8 protein-coding genes are annotated in these 19,024 nt (G+C 72.0%); 5 read left to right on the top strand and 3 right to left on the bottom strand.

Features of this window, described 5'->3' with window-relative positions; translation table 11 throughout:
- The gene (locus ACF07N_RS34435) at positions 1 to 702 is read left to right on the top strand and encodes a nitroreductase (protein WP_392120615.1); all 702 of its coding nucleotides are present in this window, start codon (positions 1 to 3) and stop codon (positions 700 to 702) included.
- 151 nt (positions 703 to 853) lie between these two features.
- A complete protein-coding gene (locus ACF07N_RS34430; protein WP_392120613.1) occupies positions 854 to 1,237 on the top strand; it encodes a flavin reductase in 384 nt (127 codons plus the stop codon).
- An 804-nt stretch (positions 1,238 to 2,041) separates the two neighbouring features.
- Here ACF07N_RS34430 and ACF07N_RS34425 read toward each other — a convergent pair.
- On the bottom strand, positions 2,042 to 2,197 hold the full coding sequence (locus ACF07N_RS34425; RefSeq protein ID WP_392120611.1) for a hypothetical protein: 156 nt from the start codon (positions 2,195 to 2,197) through the stop codon (positions 2,042 to 2,044).
- Positions 2,198 to 3,441: 1,244 nt separating this feature from the next.
- Here ACF07N_RS34425 and ACF07N_RS34420 point away from each other — a divergent pair.
- From ACF07N_RS34420 to ACF07N_RS34410, 3 genes are all read left to right on the top strand, one after another.
- Positions 3,442 to 4,236, top strand: coding sequence for a hypothetical protein (locus ACF07N_RS34420; RefSeq protein ID WP_392120609.1), 795 nt, complete (start codon positions 3,442 to 3,444; stop codon positions 4,234 to 4,236).
- A gap of 5 nt (positions 4,237 to 4,241) precedes the next feature.
- The gene (locus ACF07N_RS34415) at positions 4,242 to 6,578 is read left to right on the top strand and encodes an amino acid adenylation domain-containing protein (RefSeq protein WP_392120608.1); all 2,337 of its coding nucleotides are present in this window, start codon (positions 4,242 to 4,244) and stop codon (positions 6,576 to 6,578) included.
- A gap of 105 nt (positions 6,579 to 6,683) precedes the next feature.
- The gene (locus tag ACF07N_RS34410; RefSeq protein WP_392120606.1) at positions 6,684 to 7,967 is read left to right on the top strand and encodes a homoserine dehydrogenase; all 1,284 of its coding nucleotides are present in this window, start codon (positions 6,684 to 6,686) and stop codon (positions 7,965 to 7,967) included.
- 378 nt (positions 7,968 to 8,345) lie between these two features.
- On the opposite strand, the gene ACF07N_RS34405 is transcribed toward ACF07N_RS34410, so the two are convergent.
- Positions 8,346 to 8,828, bottom strand: a complete 483-nt coding sequence (locus tag ACF07N_RS34405) for a hypothetical protein (RefSeq protein ID WP_392120604.1) — start codon at positions 8,826 to 8,828, stop codon at positions 8,346 to 8,348.
- A 428-nt stretch (positions 8,829 to 9,256) separates the two neighbouring features.
- Positions 9,257 to 17,974, bottom strand: coding sequence for an amino acid adenylation domain-containing protein (locus ACF07N_RS34400; RefSeq protein WP_392120602.1), 8,718 nt, complete (start codon positions 17,972 to 17,974; stop codon positions 9,257 to 9,259).
- Positions 17,975 to 19,024 lie beyond the last annotated feature (1,050 nt).

Here is a 19,024-nt window from a genome sequence, read left to right as displayed (position 1 = left end):
TTGTCCACCCCCACGGCTTCGTTCTTCACCGACCTTGCGCGCGCCAGGTACTCCCCCCGGCAGTTCCTGCCCACCCCGCTGCCCGCCGCGGACATCCGCGGTGTGCTGGAGGACGCGCAGAGCGCCCCCTCCAACAGCAACACCCAGCCGTGGACGGTGCACGTCGTCTCCGGCGCGGCGCGAGACGCCCTGAGCAAGGAACTGCTCAAGGCCTACAAGGAAGACCGACCCTCCCCCGACTTCACCGCCGACTACGGCCAGGGCATCCACTACGAACGGGCCTTCCAGTTCGGCGCGAAGCTCAACGGAACCCGGGGCATAGCGCGCGAGGACCATGAGGGCAGGAAGGAAGTGATCCGCGAGAACCTGCGCTTCTACGACGCCCCCCACGTGGCCCTGCTGTTCATGCCACTGTTCGGCGACGGCGTACGGACGGCCGGCGACATCGGCATGTACGCCCAGAACTTCCTGCTCTCCCTGACCGCCCGCGGATACCGCGGCATCCCCCAGACCATCCTCGGTATGTACGCCGACACCGTCCGCCAGACCCTGGGCGTGCCCGAGGACCTCAAGCTGTTGTTCGGCATCTCCTTCGGCACCGACGACCGCACCTCCCCCATGCACAACGTCGGCGCGGGCCGCGTCCCGCTGCACGAGAGCGTCGTCCTGCACGACACCCCCGGCGTCCTCGACCGGCAGTAGCCCCTCCACCGGCAGACGCACGCCCTGCGGCTGGTGACGTCTGCGGCGGCCCCGCGGCGGGCCGGCCGCTGCCCCGGCCCTCTTGCCGACCGGGGCAGCACAGAAGACAGCGGCGGCACCGCGTCCTCAAACCGTGCCGCGCGGTCCGCTCATGATGTCTACCGCGCACCAGAAGAGAAGCTCCACGCAGACCCCACCGCTCGCCGACGTACGCCGCACTTTCGGGGCCTGTCCCACCGGACTGGCGCTGATCGCCGCCGAGGTGGACGGCCACGACGAAGCCATGCTCGCCAACTCCTTCACCAGCATCTCGCTCGACCCGCCGCTGGACTCCATGGCGTTCCCCCACACCTCCACCACCTGGCCACAGCTACGCCAGGGGCAGGAACTGGGACGCGCCGATCGTGGTGCGGATCATGGACGGTGGGGCCGAGTCAGCGCGCGGGTCGCGGGACTCGCCTGGCACCGCTGGTACGCCGCGCTGCTGAGTTGCCGTCCCGAGGACCTGGGGCGGGGTTTCGCGCCGGTGCGGTGAGGTGAACTGTTTCGCCCGCTCGGGTCACAGAACACGGCCAGCTCGCGTATGACGTCTGCCGGGTCGTCGGCGGTGTGCAGCATCGTCAAGGCGCGGTTCGGGTTGCCCGCCACCGCCCGCGCCGCGCCCGTGCCGACGGTCCACACCACCATCAGCCCCGGCCCCGGCGCAGCGGCAGCGTCCAGCAGGCCCGAATATCTTCCACGTCGGTCACCGTTGGATCGGCCGACACGGACTGGACCTTGCCCGAACCGATGCTGACCGTGGGAGTGCACAACCCCACCGAATCGGGCTCGTCGAGGTGGACGGGGAAACCCGGCTCAGTGCGGCGACTGCCCGCAACCGTAGCCACCGACGAGCCCGAGATAGCCATCAGAAACGGCGCACTGACGATCCCTCGGCCGGTTCCGGCGGCCGCCGGAGGTCCAGCCATGGGCTTCCGCCCGCCCAGGACATGGGCCTGGCGCGCCTGGTGTGGTCCTTCCAACCCTCGGCCACTCCCCGCCCCCGGACCCAGGGCGGACGTGCTCGCCCGCGACCTGTTCGCGCACGCGCTCGGCACGCAGTTGTCGGAACCCTTGGCGGGCGAGGTCCAGTTCGGCGCGCAGAGTGACGATAGCCGCTAAGGGTGGTGCGTCTCGATTATGACGTGTCGGGTGTTCATCTGCCGCTCCTCTCGCTTGACATGTAGACGCGGCATCCGCGAGCACACGGCGCTGCGATCCTGGTCCGCCCGGCCTGCGCCTGCTTGCGCTTGAGTCCGCCGGCGTGCCCCGTCAGGGCCCCACCGGCACCGACGACGCGTCAGATGTCGATCGAGATCTCTTCCGCAGCAGCCCGCGGTCGAATGCGGCTACAGTCGCGATCGAAAAGCGAACTTTGCTGGCGCTGAGGCAGGTTGGCGCACGCGACCGTGCCGCCGAGGATCTCCGCGATCTCGGCGTACGCCAGTCCCGCCACGCAGCGTCCGTGCCGTCGCCTACCGACCCGACGGCACGGGGTCGACGAGCGGCGGCCGGTCCAAGGGATGGTTGAAGCGCTCGATCCCGCAGAACTCCAGCGCCTGGTCCTGGCCGCCGAGCGGCGGGCTTCCGGCCACTCGCCGCGCGGCCGGCGCGGCTGGAGCGGTGCGGGATCCGCGCGCTGTGGGCGTACATGTGCCGTTGGGCCACGGTGGAGCGGCTGATGCACTGATCCGCGGACGGCATCCGCGGCGCGATCACGGGTGGCACGGCACCGACTGCGCCGACACGGTGATCGCCCCGGCGGCCACGGCCTCTCCCCCGGCCTCCGGCGGGAGGGGCTACGTCGTCCACGAAGCCCGGCGGGGCCTTCATTGTTCTGCGGGCGGCCGCCCGTCCGGCTCCCACTTCGGCACCGACGGGCACAGAAACCGCCACAGGGCCGGGCGCCGGATCGGCCACCGTGAGCGGACCCGCGGCGTGGCGATCCGTCACGCCGAGCCCGCCGCGCGCTACGAGACGGCTGTGCGAATCGCCCTGATACGGCAGCCGCCGTGACATCCCAATCCGCGTTGCGAAGAGAATCTAGGTGTTTCCCTGAAGAAAGGGAGAACCGGGATAGCGCCGCTCCTGGACCACGTTTAGGGAATTTCCGCAACTTCCTCCCGGTGCTTCCGCGCGAGTGGAATCCGCCGCTCTCGGTGATGCATTCTCGGACGACGCCGAGCCCTGGGGCGGTGTTTTGTGGCAGACCGCCACCACGGCGTACGCAGAACTGAGGAAAGAGAGCAGCGACATGCACTGTGCGCGATGTCCGGCCGAGACGCTGCACGTCCGGCCGATGACGCCGAGCACCGCAGTGGTCTCCCGCGCTCGGCGCGATCGCCTCGGCGCGTGGGACCGCCGCGCAGGGTGCTCGACGCCCCCACCGGGGCGGATCCGTCACCGCGCACGTGTGCCGGCTGCGCGGGGACGGTGGGGGAACCGGCCGTGTCCGCCGGACGAGGCCGGGTCCGGGTGCGCCGCCGAGCCGCTGCCGGTGCAGGCCGCGGTGTCCTCACGGCTGATGGCGCACCGTCCCGCGAGGCGGTCGGTGCGGGCCTTGGCAACACCCCTCCCGGGAAGCAGGCGCCGACATTCCCGGTACGAACACGGACCAGGGGCTGGACCGCGAGCGCACAGCGGGGCTCATCCGGCCGGAGAAGCGGGGCGGATTCTCGACATGGACAGAGGTGGACATTTATGAGCATGGATTCGTGGCGGCGTATCAGCGAAGGCGACCCGAAGAAGACGATCCTCGCGGTCGATTTCGGATCGACGGCACGGTCGGAGGCGGACTTCCGCCAGTTCGCCGCGCTGCTGCAACCGAATCGTGAGATCTGGCAGAGCGTCCAGCCGGACGCGGCCGAGAACGAATTGCTGACCGCCGAGACGTATCTGCAGTGGTGGGAGTTGCCCGAGGAGGTGTACGGCCACGTGGACACCGTCATGGGCTACTGCGTGGGCGGCGTGTTCGCCTCGGCGCTGGCCGACAGGATCGCCGAGGACACGGGCACCCGGCCAGCTCTCCTGCTGTTCGATCCCGAGCCGGTGGACCGGTTGTCCCTCTACCGCGACTTCGAAAAGGCGGTCGGCACGATGTCGACCTTGTCCGAGGAGGAACGGGCCGGCCACGTCGCGGAGGTGCGGGCCCTGTGCGAGGCGGAGCAGGACGACTTCCACGCGGTCGCCACACAGGTGATCAAAGTTTACGAGACCGCCGTGGGCGTCGTCTTCGACCGGCTGGGCCTGGACGAGGAGGCGAGCGAGGATCTGCGGGGGGTCTTCCGCTCGTACGTGTCCTACCTGTTCGCCGCCCGGCAGCTGAGCCCGGAGGAGGGCTGGGCCACGGCCGGTGCGCTGACCTCGGCGCAGTCGAGCCCCGGTGCCCCGCACGCCCTCTGGGAGCAGAGCTTCCCCATCGGCACCGGAGACCTGCTGAGGAACCCGGACGTGGCCGACACCGTGCACCGTTTCCTCCAGAAGCGCGGTGCGTGATCGGGATGGAGGAGATCCGAACGGAACGGAGCACCACGGACGTGCTGGGCGTGGTAATGCCTCGCGAGATCCCCATCGAAGGCCTCCTTGAAGTCGCCTCGCCTGACTGGACCGACTTGGCGGTCGCCGCCGCGGCGGCCTATCGGCACCGGATGACGGCGGCCCGCGACATCGTGCTCGCCGTGGACTCGGTGCCCGTACGGCTGACCGTCGAGCCCTCGGCCACCGTTTCCGACCTGGTGGCCGAGGTACGGGAGCGCCGGTCGCAGGTCGGCGGGGGCGAGTCGCCGCAGCCGCCGGCGCGTGTCCGGGTCGTCTGCGTGGATGCCCCGGCGCCCCTGGACGACCTGGCCTTCGTGTTCGAACACCGCGGAGGGACGCTGCGAGCCCGGGCCGAGGGCGGTCCCAGCCGCTCGGACGACGGGCAGCTGGCCGAACACACCGAGCGCATCGGCCACTTCGCCCGTCGCCTGTTCGAGGCCGGCGCGGCCGCCGAGGTGGGCGAGGCGGACCTGCTCACCCCGGCGGAGTACCACCGAATCATGCACGAGTGGAACGCCACCGCTCACGAGGTCCCGCAGCTCACACTCCCGGAACTGGTGGAAGCGAATGCGGCCGCCCACCCGGACCGGCTCGCCATCAGCCACCACGACGAGCGGCTGACCTACGCGGAGCTGGACGCACGGGCGAACCGGATCGCCCGGCTGCTGATCGGCCGCGGCGCGGGCGCCGGGGACATCGTGGCGATGGTGCTGCCCCGTTCGATCGACTACGTCGTCACCGCGCTCGCCATCGTCAAGACGGGCGCGGCCTACCTGCCGGTGGACACCGGCTACCCGGTGCAGCGCATCGACCAGGTGCTATCCGACGCGGCCGTCTCGCACGTGGTGACCGTCACCCCGCTGTCGGACTCGCTCCGGGTGGGCGCCGCCCGGATCGTGCTCGACCAGGAGGCCACCCGGGCTCTCCTGGCAGACACCGACCCCAGCCGCCCGACCGATGCCGACCGGCGGGCGCCGCTCACTCCCGACGCCGCGGCCTACGTGTTGTACACCTCGGGCTCCACCGGTAGCCCGAAAGGGGTCGTGGTCGCCCACCGTGCGATCACCAACCGGCTGCACCACATGCAGCACCAGATACCGCTAGGACCGGACGACAGACTGCTGCAGAAGACTCCCGCCGGGTTCGACGTCACCGTGCGCGAGGTCTTCTGGCCGCTGCTGGCGGGGGCGTCGATCGTGGTCGCCGACCCCGACGGCCACCGCGACCCCGCCTACCTGGTCGAGACGATCGTGGCCGAGGACATCACCATCGCCCACTTCGTGCCGTCAGGGCTGAAGGTGTTCCTCCAGGAACCCGATGCGGCCAAGTGCGTCAGCCTGCGCCGTGTCGTGTGTGGCGGCGAGGCCCTGCCCGCCGACCTGCAGGCCTGGTTCGCCTCCGTGCTGGAGGCCGACCTGTTCAACGTGTACGGCCCCACCGAGGCCGCCGTGGACGTTTCGTCGATGCTGTGCCCGAGGAACCCCGAGCCGGGGCCGGTGCTGATCGGCCGTCCGGTGTGGAACACGAAGCTGTACGTCCTCGACGAGCAGCGCCGCATGCTGCCGCCCGGGGTGACCGGCGAGCTGTACATCGCCGGCGTGCAGCTCGCCGAGGGCTACCTGGGACAGCCCGAACTGACGGCCGACCGCTTCGTCAGTGATCCGTTCGGCGAGCCCGGCTCCCGTATGTACCGCTCCGGGGACGCGGCCCGCTGGCGTGCCGACGGCGTCGTCGAGTTCTTCGGCCGGCTCGACCACCAGGTGAAGATCCGCGGCTTCCGGGTCGAGCTCGGGGAGATCGAGTCGGTGCTGCTGCGGGACGGGCAGCTCAGCCAGGCCGTCTGCCTCGTACGCGAGGACGTGCCCGGCGATCAGCGGCTGGTGGCGTACGTCGTCCCGGTGCCGGGCAGCGTCCCGGACGTGGACAAGCTCCGCGCACATGCCGTGGCGACGCTGCCCGACTACATGGTGCCCACCGCGTTCGTCGTTCTGGACGAGCTGCCGCTCACCCCGAACGAGAAGCTGGATCGGAAGGCGCTGCCCAAGCCGCAGGCGCCGGTGCGACAGGCCGGCCGCGAGCCGTCCACGCCCGAGGAAGTCCTCGTGGCTGAGCTGTTCAGCGAGGTACTGGGGGTCTCTTCGGTCGGCGCCGACCAGGAGTTCTTCGAGCTGGGCGGCGACTCCCTGCTCGCCAGCCGGTTGATCAACGAGATCCACCGGCGTAGTGGCGTCCGGCTGCGGCTCAAGAAGATTCTCGAGGACTCGAGCGTGCGGGCGATCGCCGCGCTCATCACCGTGTAGCCCTCTCCGGAACCGCCGGCCCGGCGCGGCGTCCGCGCGCCGGGCCGGGACCTGCGCCACCTTCGCACGCACATCGACACGGGCCCTGAAGTGGAGTGGTCGGACATGCGCACGTTGAAAGCAGCGCTGCTTGGCTGCGGAACCGTCGGCAGCGACGTCGTCCGCTACATGACGAGGCATGGCGCCGACCTCACCGCCCGCATCGGGGCCCAAGTGGAGTTGGCCGGGATCGCGGTCCGCCGGACCGGCCTGCCGCGCCCCGGTGTGCCGGAGCACCTCATCACCACCGACGCGGACGCGCTGGTGCGGCGAGGCGACATCGATGTCGTGATCGAGGTCATCGGCGGGATCGACCGCGCCCGTGACCTGATCACGACCGCGTTCGAGTACGGCGCGTCCGTGGTCAGCGCCAACAAGGCGCTCATCGCCGCGGAAGGCGCCGCACTGCACGCCGCCGCCGCGGCACACGGCGTGGACCTCTACTACGAGGCCGCCGTGGCCGGCGCCATCCCGTTGCTGCGACCGCTGCGCGAGTTCCTGGCGGGAGACCGGGTCAACCGCGTCCTCGGCATCGTCAACGGCACCACCAACTTCATTCTCGACAAAATGCACTCCTCCGGCGCGGACTACCCCCAGGCGTTGAAGGAAGCCACCGCTCTGGGCTACGCAGAAGCCGACCCCACCGCCGACGTCGAGGGGCACGACGCCGCCGCCAAGGCCGCCATCCTCGCCGGTTTCGCCTTCGGCACCCGGGTGCGTGTCGAGGAGGTGCACCGCGAGGGCATCACCGCCATCACCTCGGCCGACATCGACAACGCCAAGGCCGCGGGCAGCGTGATCAAACTTGTGGCCGTCTGCGAACGCGGCGCCGACGGATGCTCCGTCAACGCCCGCGTTCACCCGGCGATGATCCCGTCGGGTCACCCGCTCGCGGCGGTGCGCGGCGCGTTCAACGCCGTCCTGGTGGAGGCCGACGCGGCAGGACAGCTGATGTTCCACGGCCCCGGCGCGGGCGGGGCGCCCACCGCCGGCGCCGTCCTGGGCGACCTGGTCGCGGTCTGCCGCAACAGGCTGGCCGGCGTCACAGGGCCCGGCGACGCGGTCCACAACCGGTTCGCCGTGTATCCCATGGCGGATGTCGTCACCCGGTACCACCTCGGCCTCGACACGACCGATCAGCCGGACGCCCCAGCCGAGGTAGCCGCCGTCCTCGGCCAGCAGGGTGTGTCCATAGCGACCCTCTCCCGGCAGCGCCGGGAGGGCGGGTTCTCGCTGACCGTGTCCACACACCACGCCACGGACGCCTCGCTGTCCGCCGCGGTCCGCGCCCTTCGCACCGCGGACCATGTCCGGTGCGTCACGAGCGTCATCCGCATCGAGGGGATCTGATTCCCCGGCCAAGTGGTCCGGTACCCGGCGCGTGGAGTGAGCGCAGCGATCAGGCCTCGCCCCCCCCGCCCCCGGGCCGCCCCCGGGCCGCCCCCGAAGCGTATCCGGCCGTGTGCTCGCCGCAGCCGGGAAGCCCCACCGGGAAGCGCGGGCGGTGTTCCAGCGGAAGACCAGAACACGCCGGACGGCCCGCGGGCCCCTCCTCGCCGTTCGAGCATCGGCCGCAAGCGCAGGACGCCCCCCGGCTCAGCGGCGAGAAAGCACCACACGACCTGCGGATCCCGGACGAGATCGGTGCCGGGACCGCCGCCTCGAAGCGGGCCCAGCACCGACGCGGACGCCACTGCCGCCGTGTGGCGGGCGTGGCTACGCCTTGTGTCAGATCAGTTCGATACCGATGTCCATCTCCGTCCGGTCGAGAGCCGCGTAGCAGTACGCTGCTCTCACCGCGGAGATGAGTGGCGCTTCCCATGCTTTGGCCAGTAACGCGGAGTGGCAGGCCGCCAGGACCTCGGCACCCGTGACGCGGCAGTCCAGACAGCCGGCGTACAGCTTTCCAGCCGAAACCGTCTCCGCGGGAGTGAGATTGACCATCTCAACGCCCCCGAGCTCCAGGAACTTGCGAACCGGCTGGCCCGTGCCGTCTTTGTGGCTCTCGTCGCACGACTCGTCCCAGCAGGTGCGCATACCGCAGGCGACTGCGAACGCCACTGTGGGCGTGACGAGGCGGATCCTTCCGACCCGCGCCGCTTCCCCGAGAGCCGCTCCGTCCGGCGTGTGCCCCACAGCGATCCGGTACAGCGAGAACGAGTCGACCACGGCGACTTCGGCGGTTTGCAAAAAGTCATCCAGAATGACCACTGTAAATCTCCTGAGGGTGACGCCACATGGAATGCGAGCGGCCTCGCTGCTCCCTCCGGGCCGGCCCCCGGACGCACCGCCGAAGGCCAGCCCGGCACCATCGGGCGGTGAGCGGAGTCCCGGCGGACACCGTGGTCGGGGTGAACGTCACGCTCACGCGGTGCTCCTGGGATCCGCCCCGGTGTTCGGCATACCGCCCGTGCCGGTTCGCCCGGGAGGGGCGGTGGGCAGCGAGCGGCGCGCGGCGCGGCCGAGCGGGCGCGCGGCGCGCGGGCGATGCCGGCCAGACGCGGTCCCGGATCCCGCCCGAACCCGCGGACCAGGACCGCGGGCTGGTCGCGCCGGGCAGCAGCGGTGCGCCTGGACAGCGGCAGCACCGGGCATTTCGTCGGTGGCCGGTTGCCGGCCCGTCCTGCGGTTCGGTGCTCTCAGGCACGGCCTCGGTCCCTCCCGTGCCGTGCGGAGCGGCGGGCGCGGGCCGCGCGCTGCCGCTGGGCCTGCTCCTTGGCGCGGTCCAGGCCGCTGGACCCGGTGGTCCTCGCGGCGGGGCTGAGCGGCGCCCGGGGCTCCGCTTCGGCGGCCGCCTCGGTGTTTCCGGAGCCGGTGAGGGTCGACAGGTGGCGGGCCAGGTCGCGCACGGTGGGGTGGGCGAACAGGTCGACGACCGGCAGGTCGGTTGCGAAGGTGCGGTTGACGGCGCTCTGGGCGGCGACCAGCAGCAGCGAGTTGCCGCCCAGGTCGAAGAAGTTCTCCTCCCGGCCGACCCGGTCGCGGCCCAGCACCTCGCTCCACACCTCGGCCAGGCGGCGCTCCAGGTCCCGCAGGTCCTCGCCCGCGTCGTCGAAGGACGCCGTCGCCCGGTGGGCGGTCCCGGCCGCGCGCAGCACCCAGTGGTCGGACAGGCCCACGCCGGCGGCGATGTCGGCGGCCCCCCGGTAGAGGGCGCCCAGGTCGGTGCCCTCGTCCAGGGCGACGCGGGCGGCCAGGCGTCGGACCTGCCGGGCGGGGGCGGCCAGGTGGCTGCGGACCCAGGGGGCGCTGCGGTCGGCACCGATCAGCAGGTGGGGCTCGTCGAGGGTGCGGGCCAGGTCGAAGGAGCGCAGCGCGGCACCGGTGTCCAGCAGCCGGTAGCCGCGGGCCTCGGTGAGCGCGCTCAGGCGGTAGCCGCGGCTCATGCCGCGCTCGCGCCACATGCTCCAGGCCAGGCTCTGCGCGGGCAGGCCGAGGGCCCGGCGGTGCACCGCGAGCGCATCGAGGTAGGCGTTGGCGGCGGCGTAGGCGGTGTTCAGCGCACCGCCGAAGTAGCCGTTGACCGAGGAGAAGGTGACAAAGGAGGCCACCGGGTGCTCCTGGGTGAGCTGGTGCAGGGTCCAGGCCCCGTGCACCTTCGCCTCCAGGGCCCGGCGCCAGGCGGCGGAATCCAGGTCACCGACAGGGCGCTCGATGAGGCTGCCGGCCAGGTGCAGCACCACCGTCAGCGGCGCCTGCCAGTGTTCGGCGGCGTCCCGGACCGCCTCGCGTACCTGCTGTTCGTCGGTGACGTCGGCACACGCGTAGCGCACCTCGCCCAGCTCCCGCAGCCGCCGGTAAACCTCGATACGGGCGGCCCCGGCTCCCTCGGCGGCCTCGGTTCCCTGGGCGGGCAGCGGGGTGCGGCCCAGGATCAGCAGCCGGGTGCCGGGGGTGCGCAGCAGGTAGGCGGCCAGCTCGGCGCCGACCCCGCCCAGGCCGCCGGTGATCAGGGTGAAGCCGTCGGCGGCGGGCGGCTGGCTCTGCGCCGGCGTGTCCGCCAGCGGGGCCAGGCGGCGCACGTAGCGGTGTCCGCCGCGGTGGGCGACCTCGGTGTCGGCCGTGCTGCCGGCCGCCTCGGCCAGCAGCCCGGGCAGCGGGTCCTCATCGCCGTGCGGGTCGAGGTCGAGGTGGACGCACCGCAGCCCGCTCAGCTCCTCCCCCAGCGACTTCAGCACGGCACCGGCCATGGCCCGCACCGGAGATGGCCGCTCGCCGGCGCCGACCGCCTGGGCGCCCGCCGTCACGTACAGCAGATCGACCGGACGCGATGAGCCGGACCGGGCGGCGAGAACCCGGCCCAGGGCGAGCAGGCGTTCCGTACCGGTTTCGTCGGCCGGTGCCGTCTCCGGCGCCCCGGCGTTGCTCAGCCCGTCGAGGTGGAGGATGGCGTCGACCGGCCGCAGGTCGGTCTCCAGTTGGCGCAGCAGCGCCGTGTAGTCGGCCTCCTCGGCGGGCCGGACGCGGTAATGGGCGGCGTCGAGCCGGGTGCAGGACGTCCCGTAACGCACCACGGTGCACAGCCCGCCCTCGGCCCGCAGCGCGTCGGCGACCCGCTCCGCGAGCCGGTGAACGCCCGGGTCGCCGCCGGCCAGCAGGAGGGTGTGCCGGCCGGCCGCCGCGCGGGGGCGGTGGTGTTCGGCGCGCTGCCATACCGGTTGCAGGAACCAGTCGGGCAGGGTGGCGGCGCTGCCCAGCAGCAGCTGGGTCTCGCGGACGATGTCGTCGAAGGCGCCCGCCTCGAAGCTCTTGCGCAGCCTGGTGCGCTGGATCTTGCCGATCTCGGTCTTGGGAATTGCCCCGGGCTCCACCGGGATCAAGAAGGCCGGGCTGACACCGATCTCCCGGGTCACCTTGCCCGCGATCTCCCGCAACACGGCAACACGATCCTGCCCCCCAGCGGGATGGAAGAACAAGGCCAGCTCATCGGTAGTGGCTGCCGGGTCGGAGCGCACGGCGACGGCGGCGGTGAAACTGCGCTCCACGTAGGGCAGTTCCTCGACGCACGCCTCGATCTCGTGGCTGTAGTGGTTGACGCCGTTGACGATGATGACGTCCTTGGCGCGGCCGGTGATGTACAGCTCGCCGTCGCGCAGGAAGGCCAGGTCGCCGGTGTCGAACCAGCCGTCCTCGGTGAACGCCTCGGCGTTGGCGGCCGGGTTGTCGTGGTAGCCGCCGGTCACGGAGGTGCCGCGGACCTGGAACCGGCCCGCCTCACCCTCGTTGAGGAGCCTGCCCTGCTCGTCCACGATCCGCATGGCGAACCCGGGGTAGGGCAGGCCGCAGCTGACGAACGTCCCCTCGCCCGCGACGGGTTCTCCGGGCAGGACGGCGTCGGTGACGACGGAGCAGGTCTCGGACATGCCCCAGCCGGGGTGCATCACGTCCTGCGGCAGGCCGAACGGCTTCAGCGCGTGCAGGAACCGGCGGGCGGCCGAGGCCACGACGACCTCGCCGGCGTTCATCACCAGCCGCATCGGGGACAGGTCCCAGGCGCGGTCGGTGAAGCGGCCGGACTGCTCGGCGAGGAGCCCGAAGGCGAAGTTGGGCGCCCAGGTGACGGTGACCCGGTGCCGGTCGGCCAGGTCCATCCAGCGCAGCGGGTCCTGCAGGATGTAGGAGGTCGGGGCGTGGATCTGACGGCAGCCCAGATACACATCCCGCAGGTGGAACATCACCACCCCGGTGACGTGGTCCAGCGGGATCCAGTTCAAGGAGACGTCCCGCTCGCCCAGCCGGTTCATCTGCTCGGTGGCCGCCGACCGGGTCAGCACGTTGCGGTGGGTCAGCCGCACCGCCTTGGGCAGTCCGGTGCTGCCCGACGTCATCAGCATCAGGATCAGGTCATCGGGCCCGGCCGCATGCCAGTCGCGGTCCTCGGGCGCCTCGCGCAGCGCGTCGGCCGTGGTCAGCCGCAGCCCGGGCCAGTCCTGCCGGGCAGCCAGGGCGCGCAGCCCCGCCTCCAGCGTCGCCGAGCACACCATCGAGGGCCGGCCCAGCATCCGCCAGATGCCCTCCAGCTTCGTCAACGCCGCCGACGGCGTGTCGTAGGAGGCCGGCACGGTCAGCGGCACCGCGACGAAACCGCCCAGGATGCAGCCCCACAACACGGCCAGGAAATCCTCGCTGGCATCACACTGCAGGATCACCTGATCGCCTGGGCGCAGCCCGGCCCGCCGCAGCCCCGCCAGCACATGGGAGGCCTCGTCCAGCAGGGAGGCATAGCTGCGCCGGTGCTCACTGCCATCGGTATGCACGTGCACGATGTCGCCCTGAGCCCGCTCCGCGGCCCGCACCAAGGCCTGCGCCCAGCCGGACACCGAAGGCTCGACCAGTTCCGGCCCCTCACTGAGCGCCGGAGCGGCGGAGACGGACCCGGTGCCGGTGGGCTGGGCGGGCGGCTCGGCGCGGCCGGGCAGACCGACGTGCCGACGGCCCAGCTCCTCTGGGGTGTTCTCCACCGACACCTCGACGCTGGAGACGCCGGGGAGGCGGGTCAGACGGTCCCGCCAGGCCTCGGCCGCGGTGCGGTCCACCAGGGGCAGGGCGCGCAGTTCCTCGGTGTCGAGCGCTCCGTCACCGTCGAGCGGCAGCGTGTTGACAGCCGTGACGCGGACCGTGCCGAGGCCCGCGCGGTGCAAGACCTCCTCGACACGTTCCGTGGCGTCCGCGCGGCCCGGCACCACGTACAGGCGCAACGGCTCACTGCCGGCGCCGGGCAGGGCGACCGCGTCACGGATGCCGGGCACGGACAGCGCGGTGTCCTCCAGCTCCGCGGTGCCGGGACGCGACGGAGCGGGGGTGCGCTCCGGCAGCGCCGGGAGCTCACCGACGCGGACACCAGGATCGGCGCACACCGTGCGCAGGACGTCGTTCAGGGCGCGGGCGAACGCCTCGGCGGTAGCGGCGTCGTACAGGTCCGTGGCGTACTCGACGTGCAGGTCCAGGCCGGCGGGGGCGCCCCCGTCGAGGTGCCGTTGGAAGACGTCGACGAACAGGTCGAACTTGGCGGTGCCGGTGGCCGTCGGCCGCAGCGGCACCTCGTGCTCCCCCAGCCGCAGCACGGCGGGCTCGTTGTTCTGCAGGGCCAGCATGACCTGGAACAACGGGTGACGGCCGGGCCTGCGGGGCGGGTTGAGCTCCTCCACCAGCCGGTCGAAGGGCAGGTCCTGGTGGTCCAGCGCCGCCAGGTCGCCCGTGCGCAGCCGGGCGAGCAGGTCCCGGAAGGCGGGATCGCCCGAGGTGTCGGCCCGCAGCACCAAGGTGTTGGTGATCAGGCCGATCATCTGGTCCAGGGCGGGTTCGGTGCGGCCGGCAACGGGGGTGCCCAGGACGATGTCCTCGCCCGCGCCGCAGCGGGTGAGCAGGGCGCTGACCGCGGCGTGCAGCAGCATGAACAGGCTGGCGCCCTCCCGGTCGGCCAGTGCCAGCAGGTCGCGATGCAGGGCGGCGTCCACAGCCACGGTGACGTGGGCGCCGCCACCGCGCAGGGCTGCGGGACGGGACCGGTCGCCGGGCAGGGTGCACTCCCCGGGCAGACCCGCCAGCGTCTCGCGCCAGTGCCCGGTCAGCCGCTCCAGCCGCCCCGGACCGTCTGGGGCGGGCGCCAGCAGGGCGCGCTGCCACAGGGCGTAGTCGGCGTACTGCACCGGCAGCGGCGCCCACTCCGGTGCCCGGCCCGCGCGCCGCGCCGCATAGGCGGCGGTCAAGTCGTCGGCGAAGGGGCGCATCGACCAGCCGTCGGCGACACTGTGATGGAGAACGAGCAGCAGAGTCCGCTCCTGTTCGGGCCCGAACAGGAAAGCGACCAGAGGGCTCTCGCCGGTCAGGTCGAAGCGGTGCCGGCAGGCCGCCGAGACGTGGGCGGCGACCTCGTCGGCCGGGCAGTCCACGCGGTGCCACCGGGGGCGCAGCTCGCCCGGCGGCAGGATGCGCTGGTGGAGGTCGCCGTCCTGCTCGGCGAAGACCGTGCGCAGGCTCTCGTGCCGGTCGACCAGGTCGCCGAGCGCTGCGCGCAGCGCGTCGGCGTCCACGTCCGGCACCAGCGGCACGACCAGAGGGATGTTGTAGGTGGCCGCCGAGTCGTCGAGTCGGTTCAGGAACCACATGCGTTCCTGGGCATAGGACAGCGGCACGCGCTCCGGACGCTTCACGGCGCCGAGGGCCGAGCGTGCGGAGTCCTTCCCGGGCCGGTCGGCGAGCCGCTGCGCGAGCGCATCGGGAGTCGGCCTTTCGAAGAGGGTGGTGAGGGACACTTTGACGCCGCTGTCCTGGCGCAGCCGGGCCAGCAGGCGGGCGGCGAGCAGCGAGTCGCCGCCCAGGTCGAAGAAGTCGGCGTCGGTGCCGACCGTGTTGGGGGACAGCTGCAGGAACTCCTCGAAAAGGGAGCACACGAGGACCTGCTCGGGTGTGGTGGGGCGTGTGTCGGCCGCGGCGGCGGTGACCTCTCGGGGTGCGGGCAGGGCACCGGTATCGAGCTTGCCGTCGGCGGTCAGCGGGAGCGCCTCCACAACGATGCAGGCTGCAGGGACCATGTGCTCCGGCAGGTGCGCGGCGGCATGGGCGCGCAGCTCCGCCGAGCTCGGCGGCTCCTGTCCGGCGGGGACGGTGTAGGCGACGAGCTGCTGGGCGCCGCTCTCGACACGGCGGACCACCACGGCGGCCCGGGAGACCTGCGGGTGGGCGGCCAGGACGGCCTCGATCTCACCCGGCTCGACGCGGAAACCATGGATGTGCACCTGTGCGTCGGCGCGGCCGAGGTAGTCGAGGGTGCCGTCGGCTCGGCGCCGGGCCAGGTCGCCGGAGCGGTACATCCGGGTGCCGGGCGGGCCGAAGGGGTCGTCCAGGAAACGTTCGGCGGTCAGCTCGGGCTGGCCCAGGTATCCGGCGGCCACACCCGCGCCGGCCACGTACATCTCGCCGGTCGCTCCGGGCGGCACCGGGCGCCCCGCGGCGTCCAGCAGGTACACCCGCAGATCCGCCAGGGGCCTGCCGATCGGGCGGCCATGGGGATCCGCCAGGTCTGCCGGTGTGATGCGGTGGTGCGTGACGAATCCGGCGGTCTCGGTGATGCCGTACATGTTCACCAGTGCCGGGCTGTCCAGGCCGTGCCGCTCGGCCCACGGTCGCAGCCGCTCGGGGCGCGCGGGCTGTCCGCCCAGGATGACGTAGCGCAGTGTGTCCGCCGGGGTCGGCGCGGCCTCAGCCCTCCGCTCAGCGTCCGCCTCGATGAGCTGTTCGAAGGCGGAGGGCGTCTGGTTGAGGACGGTCACCCCCTCGCGGTGCAGCAGTTCCAGGAAGTCGCGCGGCGAACGGCTGACTGCGTGAGGGACCACCACGAGCCGGCCGCCGTGCAGCAGGGCACCCCACATCTCCCACACCGAGAAGTCGAAGGCGTGGGAGTGGAACAGCGTCCACACGTCGTCCTCACCGAAGTCGAAGTGCTCGGCCGCGGCGGCGAACAGACGCACCACGTTGGCGTGCGCCACCGGCACACCCTCGGGTCGGCCGGTGGAATCGGAGGTGTGGATGATGAACGCGATGTCCGACGGGCTCGTCGGGCCCCGGCGTTCGGTCTCGGCCAGTTCGTCGGCCGGCCGCCCGGCCAGCTCCTCCTCGACGGCCGGATCGTCCAGCAGCACCACGGGGACATCGCCGCCCGGACGCGGAGCGAGACCTGCCTCGGTGACCAGCAGCACGGGCGCGGCGTCGTCCGTGACCAGCCGCAGGCGCTCCGCCGGATGCCCCGGCTCCAATGGCAGGCAGGCGGCACCCGTCTTGAGCACGGCCAGCAGCGCGGGCAGCAGCCGCGGACCCCACTGCACGGCCAGCGCCACCACCCGGCCCGGCCCCGCACCCCGCTCGGCCAGCAACCGGGCCAGACGGTTGGCCTGTGCATCCAACTCGGCGTAGGTGAGCTGTTCGCCCTCGTGCGTGACCGCGACGCGCTGCGGCCCGGCTTTCGCCTGCCGTTCGAACAGGTCGGTGAGGGTCGCGGTGACCGGGAAATCCCGCACCGGGGCCTCGCGCGGGTGCTCGCCTGGCAGCAGCAGGTCCAAGTCCGCCACAGACGTCGCGGGCGAGGCCTCGGCGAGCCCGCGCAGCAGGGCCAGGAACCGGTCGCGATGCAGGGTGAGTTCGTCCTCGTCGTACAGGCCGGGGTTGGCGTCGAAGGCCAGCCACAGCCCGTCGGGCCCGGCCCCGGGCCGCACGCTGATCTGAAGATCTTCGATGACGCCGCCGGAGAGGTGGTGCCAGGTGGCCGGATGACCGCCGAAGTCCAGGGACTCGGTGAACGGCACGATGTTCAGCACCGGCCCGTACAGCCGCCGCCCGCTCCCCAGCAGGTTCAGATCACGACGGATGAACTCACCTCGGTACTGCTGGTGCCGGCGCAGCGCCTTCACCTCCCCGGCAACCGATCGGACCAGCTCACCCACGCCCGGACCGGGACCGGCAGCCACCCGCAGCGGCAGAACATCCGAGGCCGTACCCGGAGTGCGCAGGGCCGCACTGCCGGACCGGCTCATCGTGGCCATGCCCAGCACCAGGTCGTCGGCACCGGTCATCCGGTGCAGATAGGCGACCACGGCGGCGGTCAGCAGATCGGTGCGCGTAACACCCAACCGGGCCGCAGCATCCGACAGGGCCTTGACGTCGGCGCCCTGCAGTTCCAGTGTGCGGCGCAGGAAGCGGGCGGCGGACGCGGCGGTGCGGCGGCTGAGCCGCGCGGGTTCGGGCAGCCCGGCCAGCCGCCCCGACCAGTACTCCCGGTCCCGCACGCAGCGCTCGGAGGCCAGATAGGCCGCCTCCTCCCCCTGCAGCCGGCTCACGGAGGCGAAGGTGCCCGGGGCGGGCTCACGGCCTGCGGCCAAGGCGTTGTAGACATCGGCGAGACGACGGCCGAGAAGCTTGTAGCTGTAACCGTCGAGCAGAATGTGATGGGCCCTCAGCAACCAGACGTACCGGTCCGGGGCGAGGGTGAACAGGGTGTTGGCGAACAGCGGGCCCTTGTCCATGTCCACCGGAGTGGCCAGCTCGGTACGGACCGCCCCCCAGAGGGCTCCCTCCGGATCGTCTGCGTCGCTGACGTCGATCCGGCGCAGTGTCCAGTCGTCCGCGTCGGGGGCAAAGTGACAGCGAGGGCCGTCGTCGGTGTCGAGGAAGCGCAGGGCGAAGGTGTCGGCCTCGCCCACGGCCCGGCGCAGCGCGGTCTCGAACAGGTCCGTGTCGAGGGCACCATGGATCTCCACCGCCTCTGCGGTGTTGTACGCAGCGCTGTCGGACGCGAGCCGTCCGGCGTACCAGAGTCCCTCCTGGGCTCCGGACAACGGCCGATGGTCCTCGTGGAGTGACATAGCACAACCCTCACGTGGCAGATCGTGACGTCCCGGCCGAAGATGGCCCGGCCGGGCGGATGTGGGTGCGGCCCGCGGAGCGGGGAAGAGGTGGTCGCACGCCGAGAGCGTGGGATCGGTACGGCCCCACCGCCGGTCCTGCAAGTGTCCTCAGCATGCGACGGGACGGCGAAACCGATCAAGCCCAGGACCGGCCTGCGCCGGTGATCCAGGTATTCACCTGAAGTACGGGAAGACCGGGATAGCGCTGCTCCAGGCAGGCTTTGATCGTGTTGCCTTCGAGCGCTGCGAAGGCATCGGTCGGAGCGGGGACATCGAGAGGAGCCGCCTGACACCTCCTGCTTGTGGTGCGCGAGAGTTTTGGCCCTGTTCGTCGCGCTGACGGTTGTGCCCGCGGCAGCACCACCTCGCCCGCCGCCCGCGCACTGCTGCACCTGCGGCGTGCGGGTGCGCTCGCGATACTCGGCGACCGTTCCGCCACCAGCCGTGCTCTCGTCGCCGCCGCGCAGTACCTCGAGCGGGCCCAGCCCATCACCACTCCGCCCGGGGCCGGATGGATGTGGCCTGCCGACCTCACGATCGACGCCAGCCGCTGCTGGCTGACCCTCGGCTCACCGCAGCGTGCTGAACAGTGCCTGACGGACGGCGTCGGCATGCTCGCACCGTCACGGCAACGCACCAGGTCACTCGCCCTGGCCTACCGCGCCGTTCGCCGAGGGCGCCGCCCTCGGCGCGCCACAAGCCATCCAGGTCGCGGACCGGTGGCACCTCTGGCACAACCTGAGCGAAGCCGCCGAACGGGCCGTCGCCCAGCATCGCCGCTGCCTTCGATTCCTGGTCCCTGCGGCCCGCGAGACCGAGCCAGAACCCGCCACTGCCGAGGAAGCAAACGGATCACCCTGGCCGCGAGGACACCGGTTCGCCGACCGGACCCGGGCCCGGCACGCCGCCGTTCACGCGCTGTTGGAGGCCGGGCACAGCCGCCGCTCGACCCAGCGCCAGCTCGGCATGACCTACCGCACTGTCGAACAGTTCGCCGACGCCGCGACA

Origin of the sequence: Streptomyces sp. NPDC015242 (assembly GCF_043079125.1) — a bacterium.
Classification (GTDB): Bacteria; Actinomycetota; Actinomycetes; order Streptomycetales; family Streptomycetaceae; genus Streptomyces.
The sequence above is the reverse complement of the archived record's forward strand: the minus strand, read 5'-3'. Positions and strand labels throughout refer to the sequence as shown.

Excerpts from the sequence above, each read along its gene's own strand:
- ACF07N_RS34430 (WP_392120613.1), top strand. The coding sequence starts at position 854 with ATGATGTCTACCGCGCACCAGAAGAGAAGCTCCACGCAGACCCCACCG.
- ACF07N_RS34420 (WP_392120609.1), top strand. The coding sequence starts at position 3,442 with ATGAGCATGGATTCGTGGCGGCGTATCAGCGAAGGCGACCCGAAGAAG.
- ACF07N_RS34415 (WP_392120608.1), top strand. The coding sequence starts at position 4,242 with ATGGAGGAGATCCGAACGGAACGGAGCACCACGGACGTGCTGGGCGTG.
- ACF07N_RS34410 (WP_392120606.1), top strand. The coding sequence starts at position 6,684 with ATGCGCACGTTGAAAGCAGCGCTGCTTGGCTGCGGAACCGTCGGCAGC.
- ACF07N_RS34400 (WP_392120602.1), bottom strand. The coding sequence starts at position 17,974 with ATGTCACTCCACGAGGACCATCGGCCGTTGTCCGGAGCCCAGGAGGGA.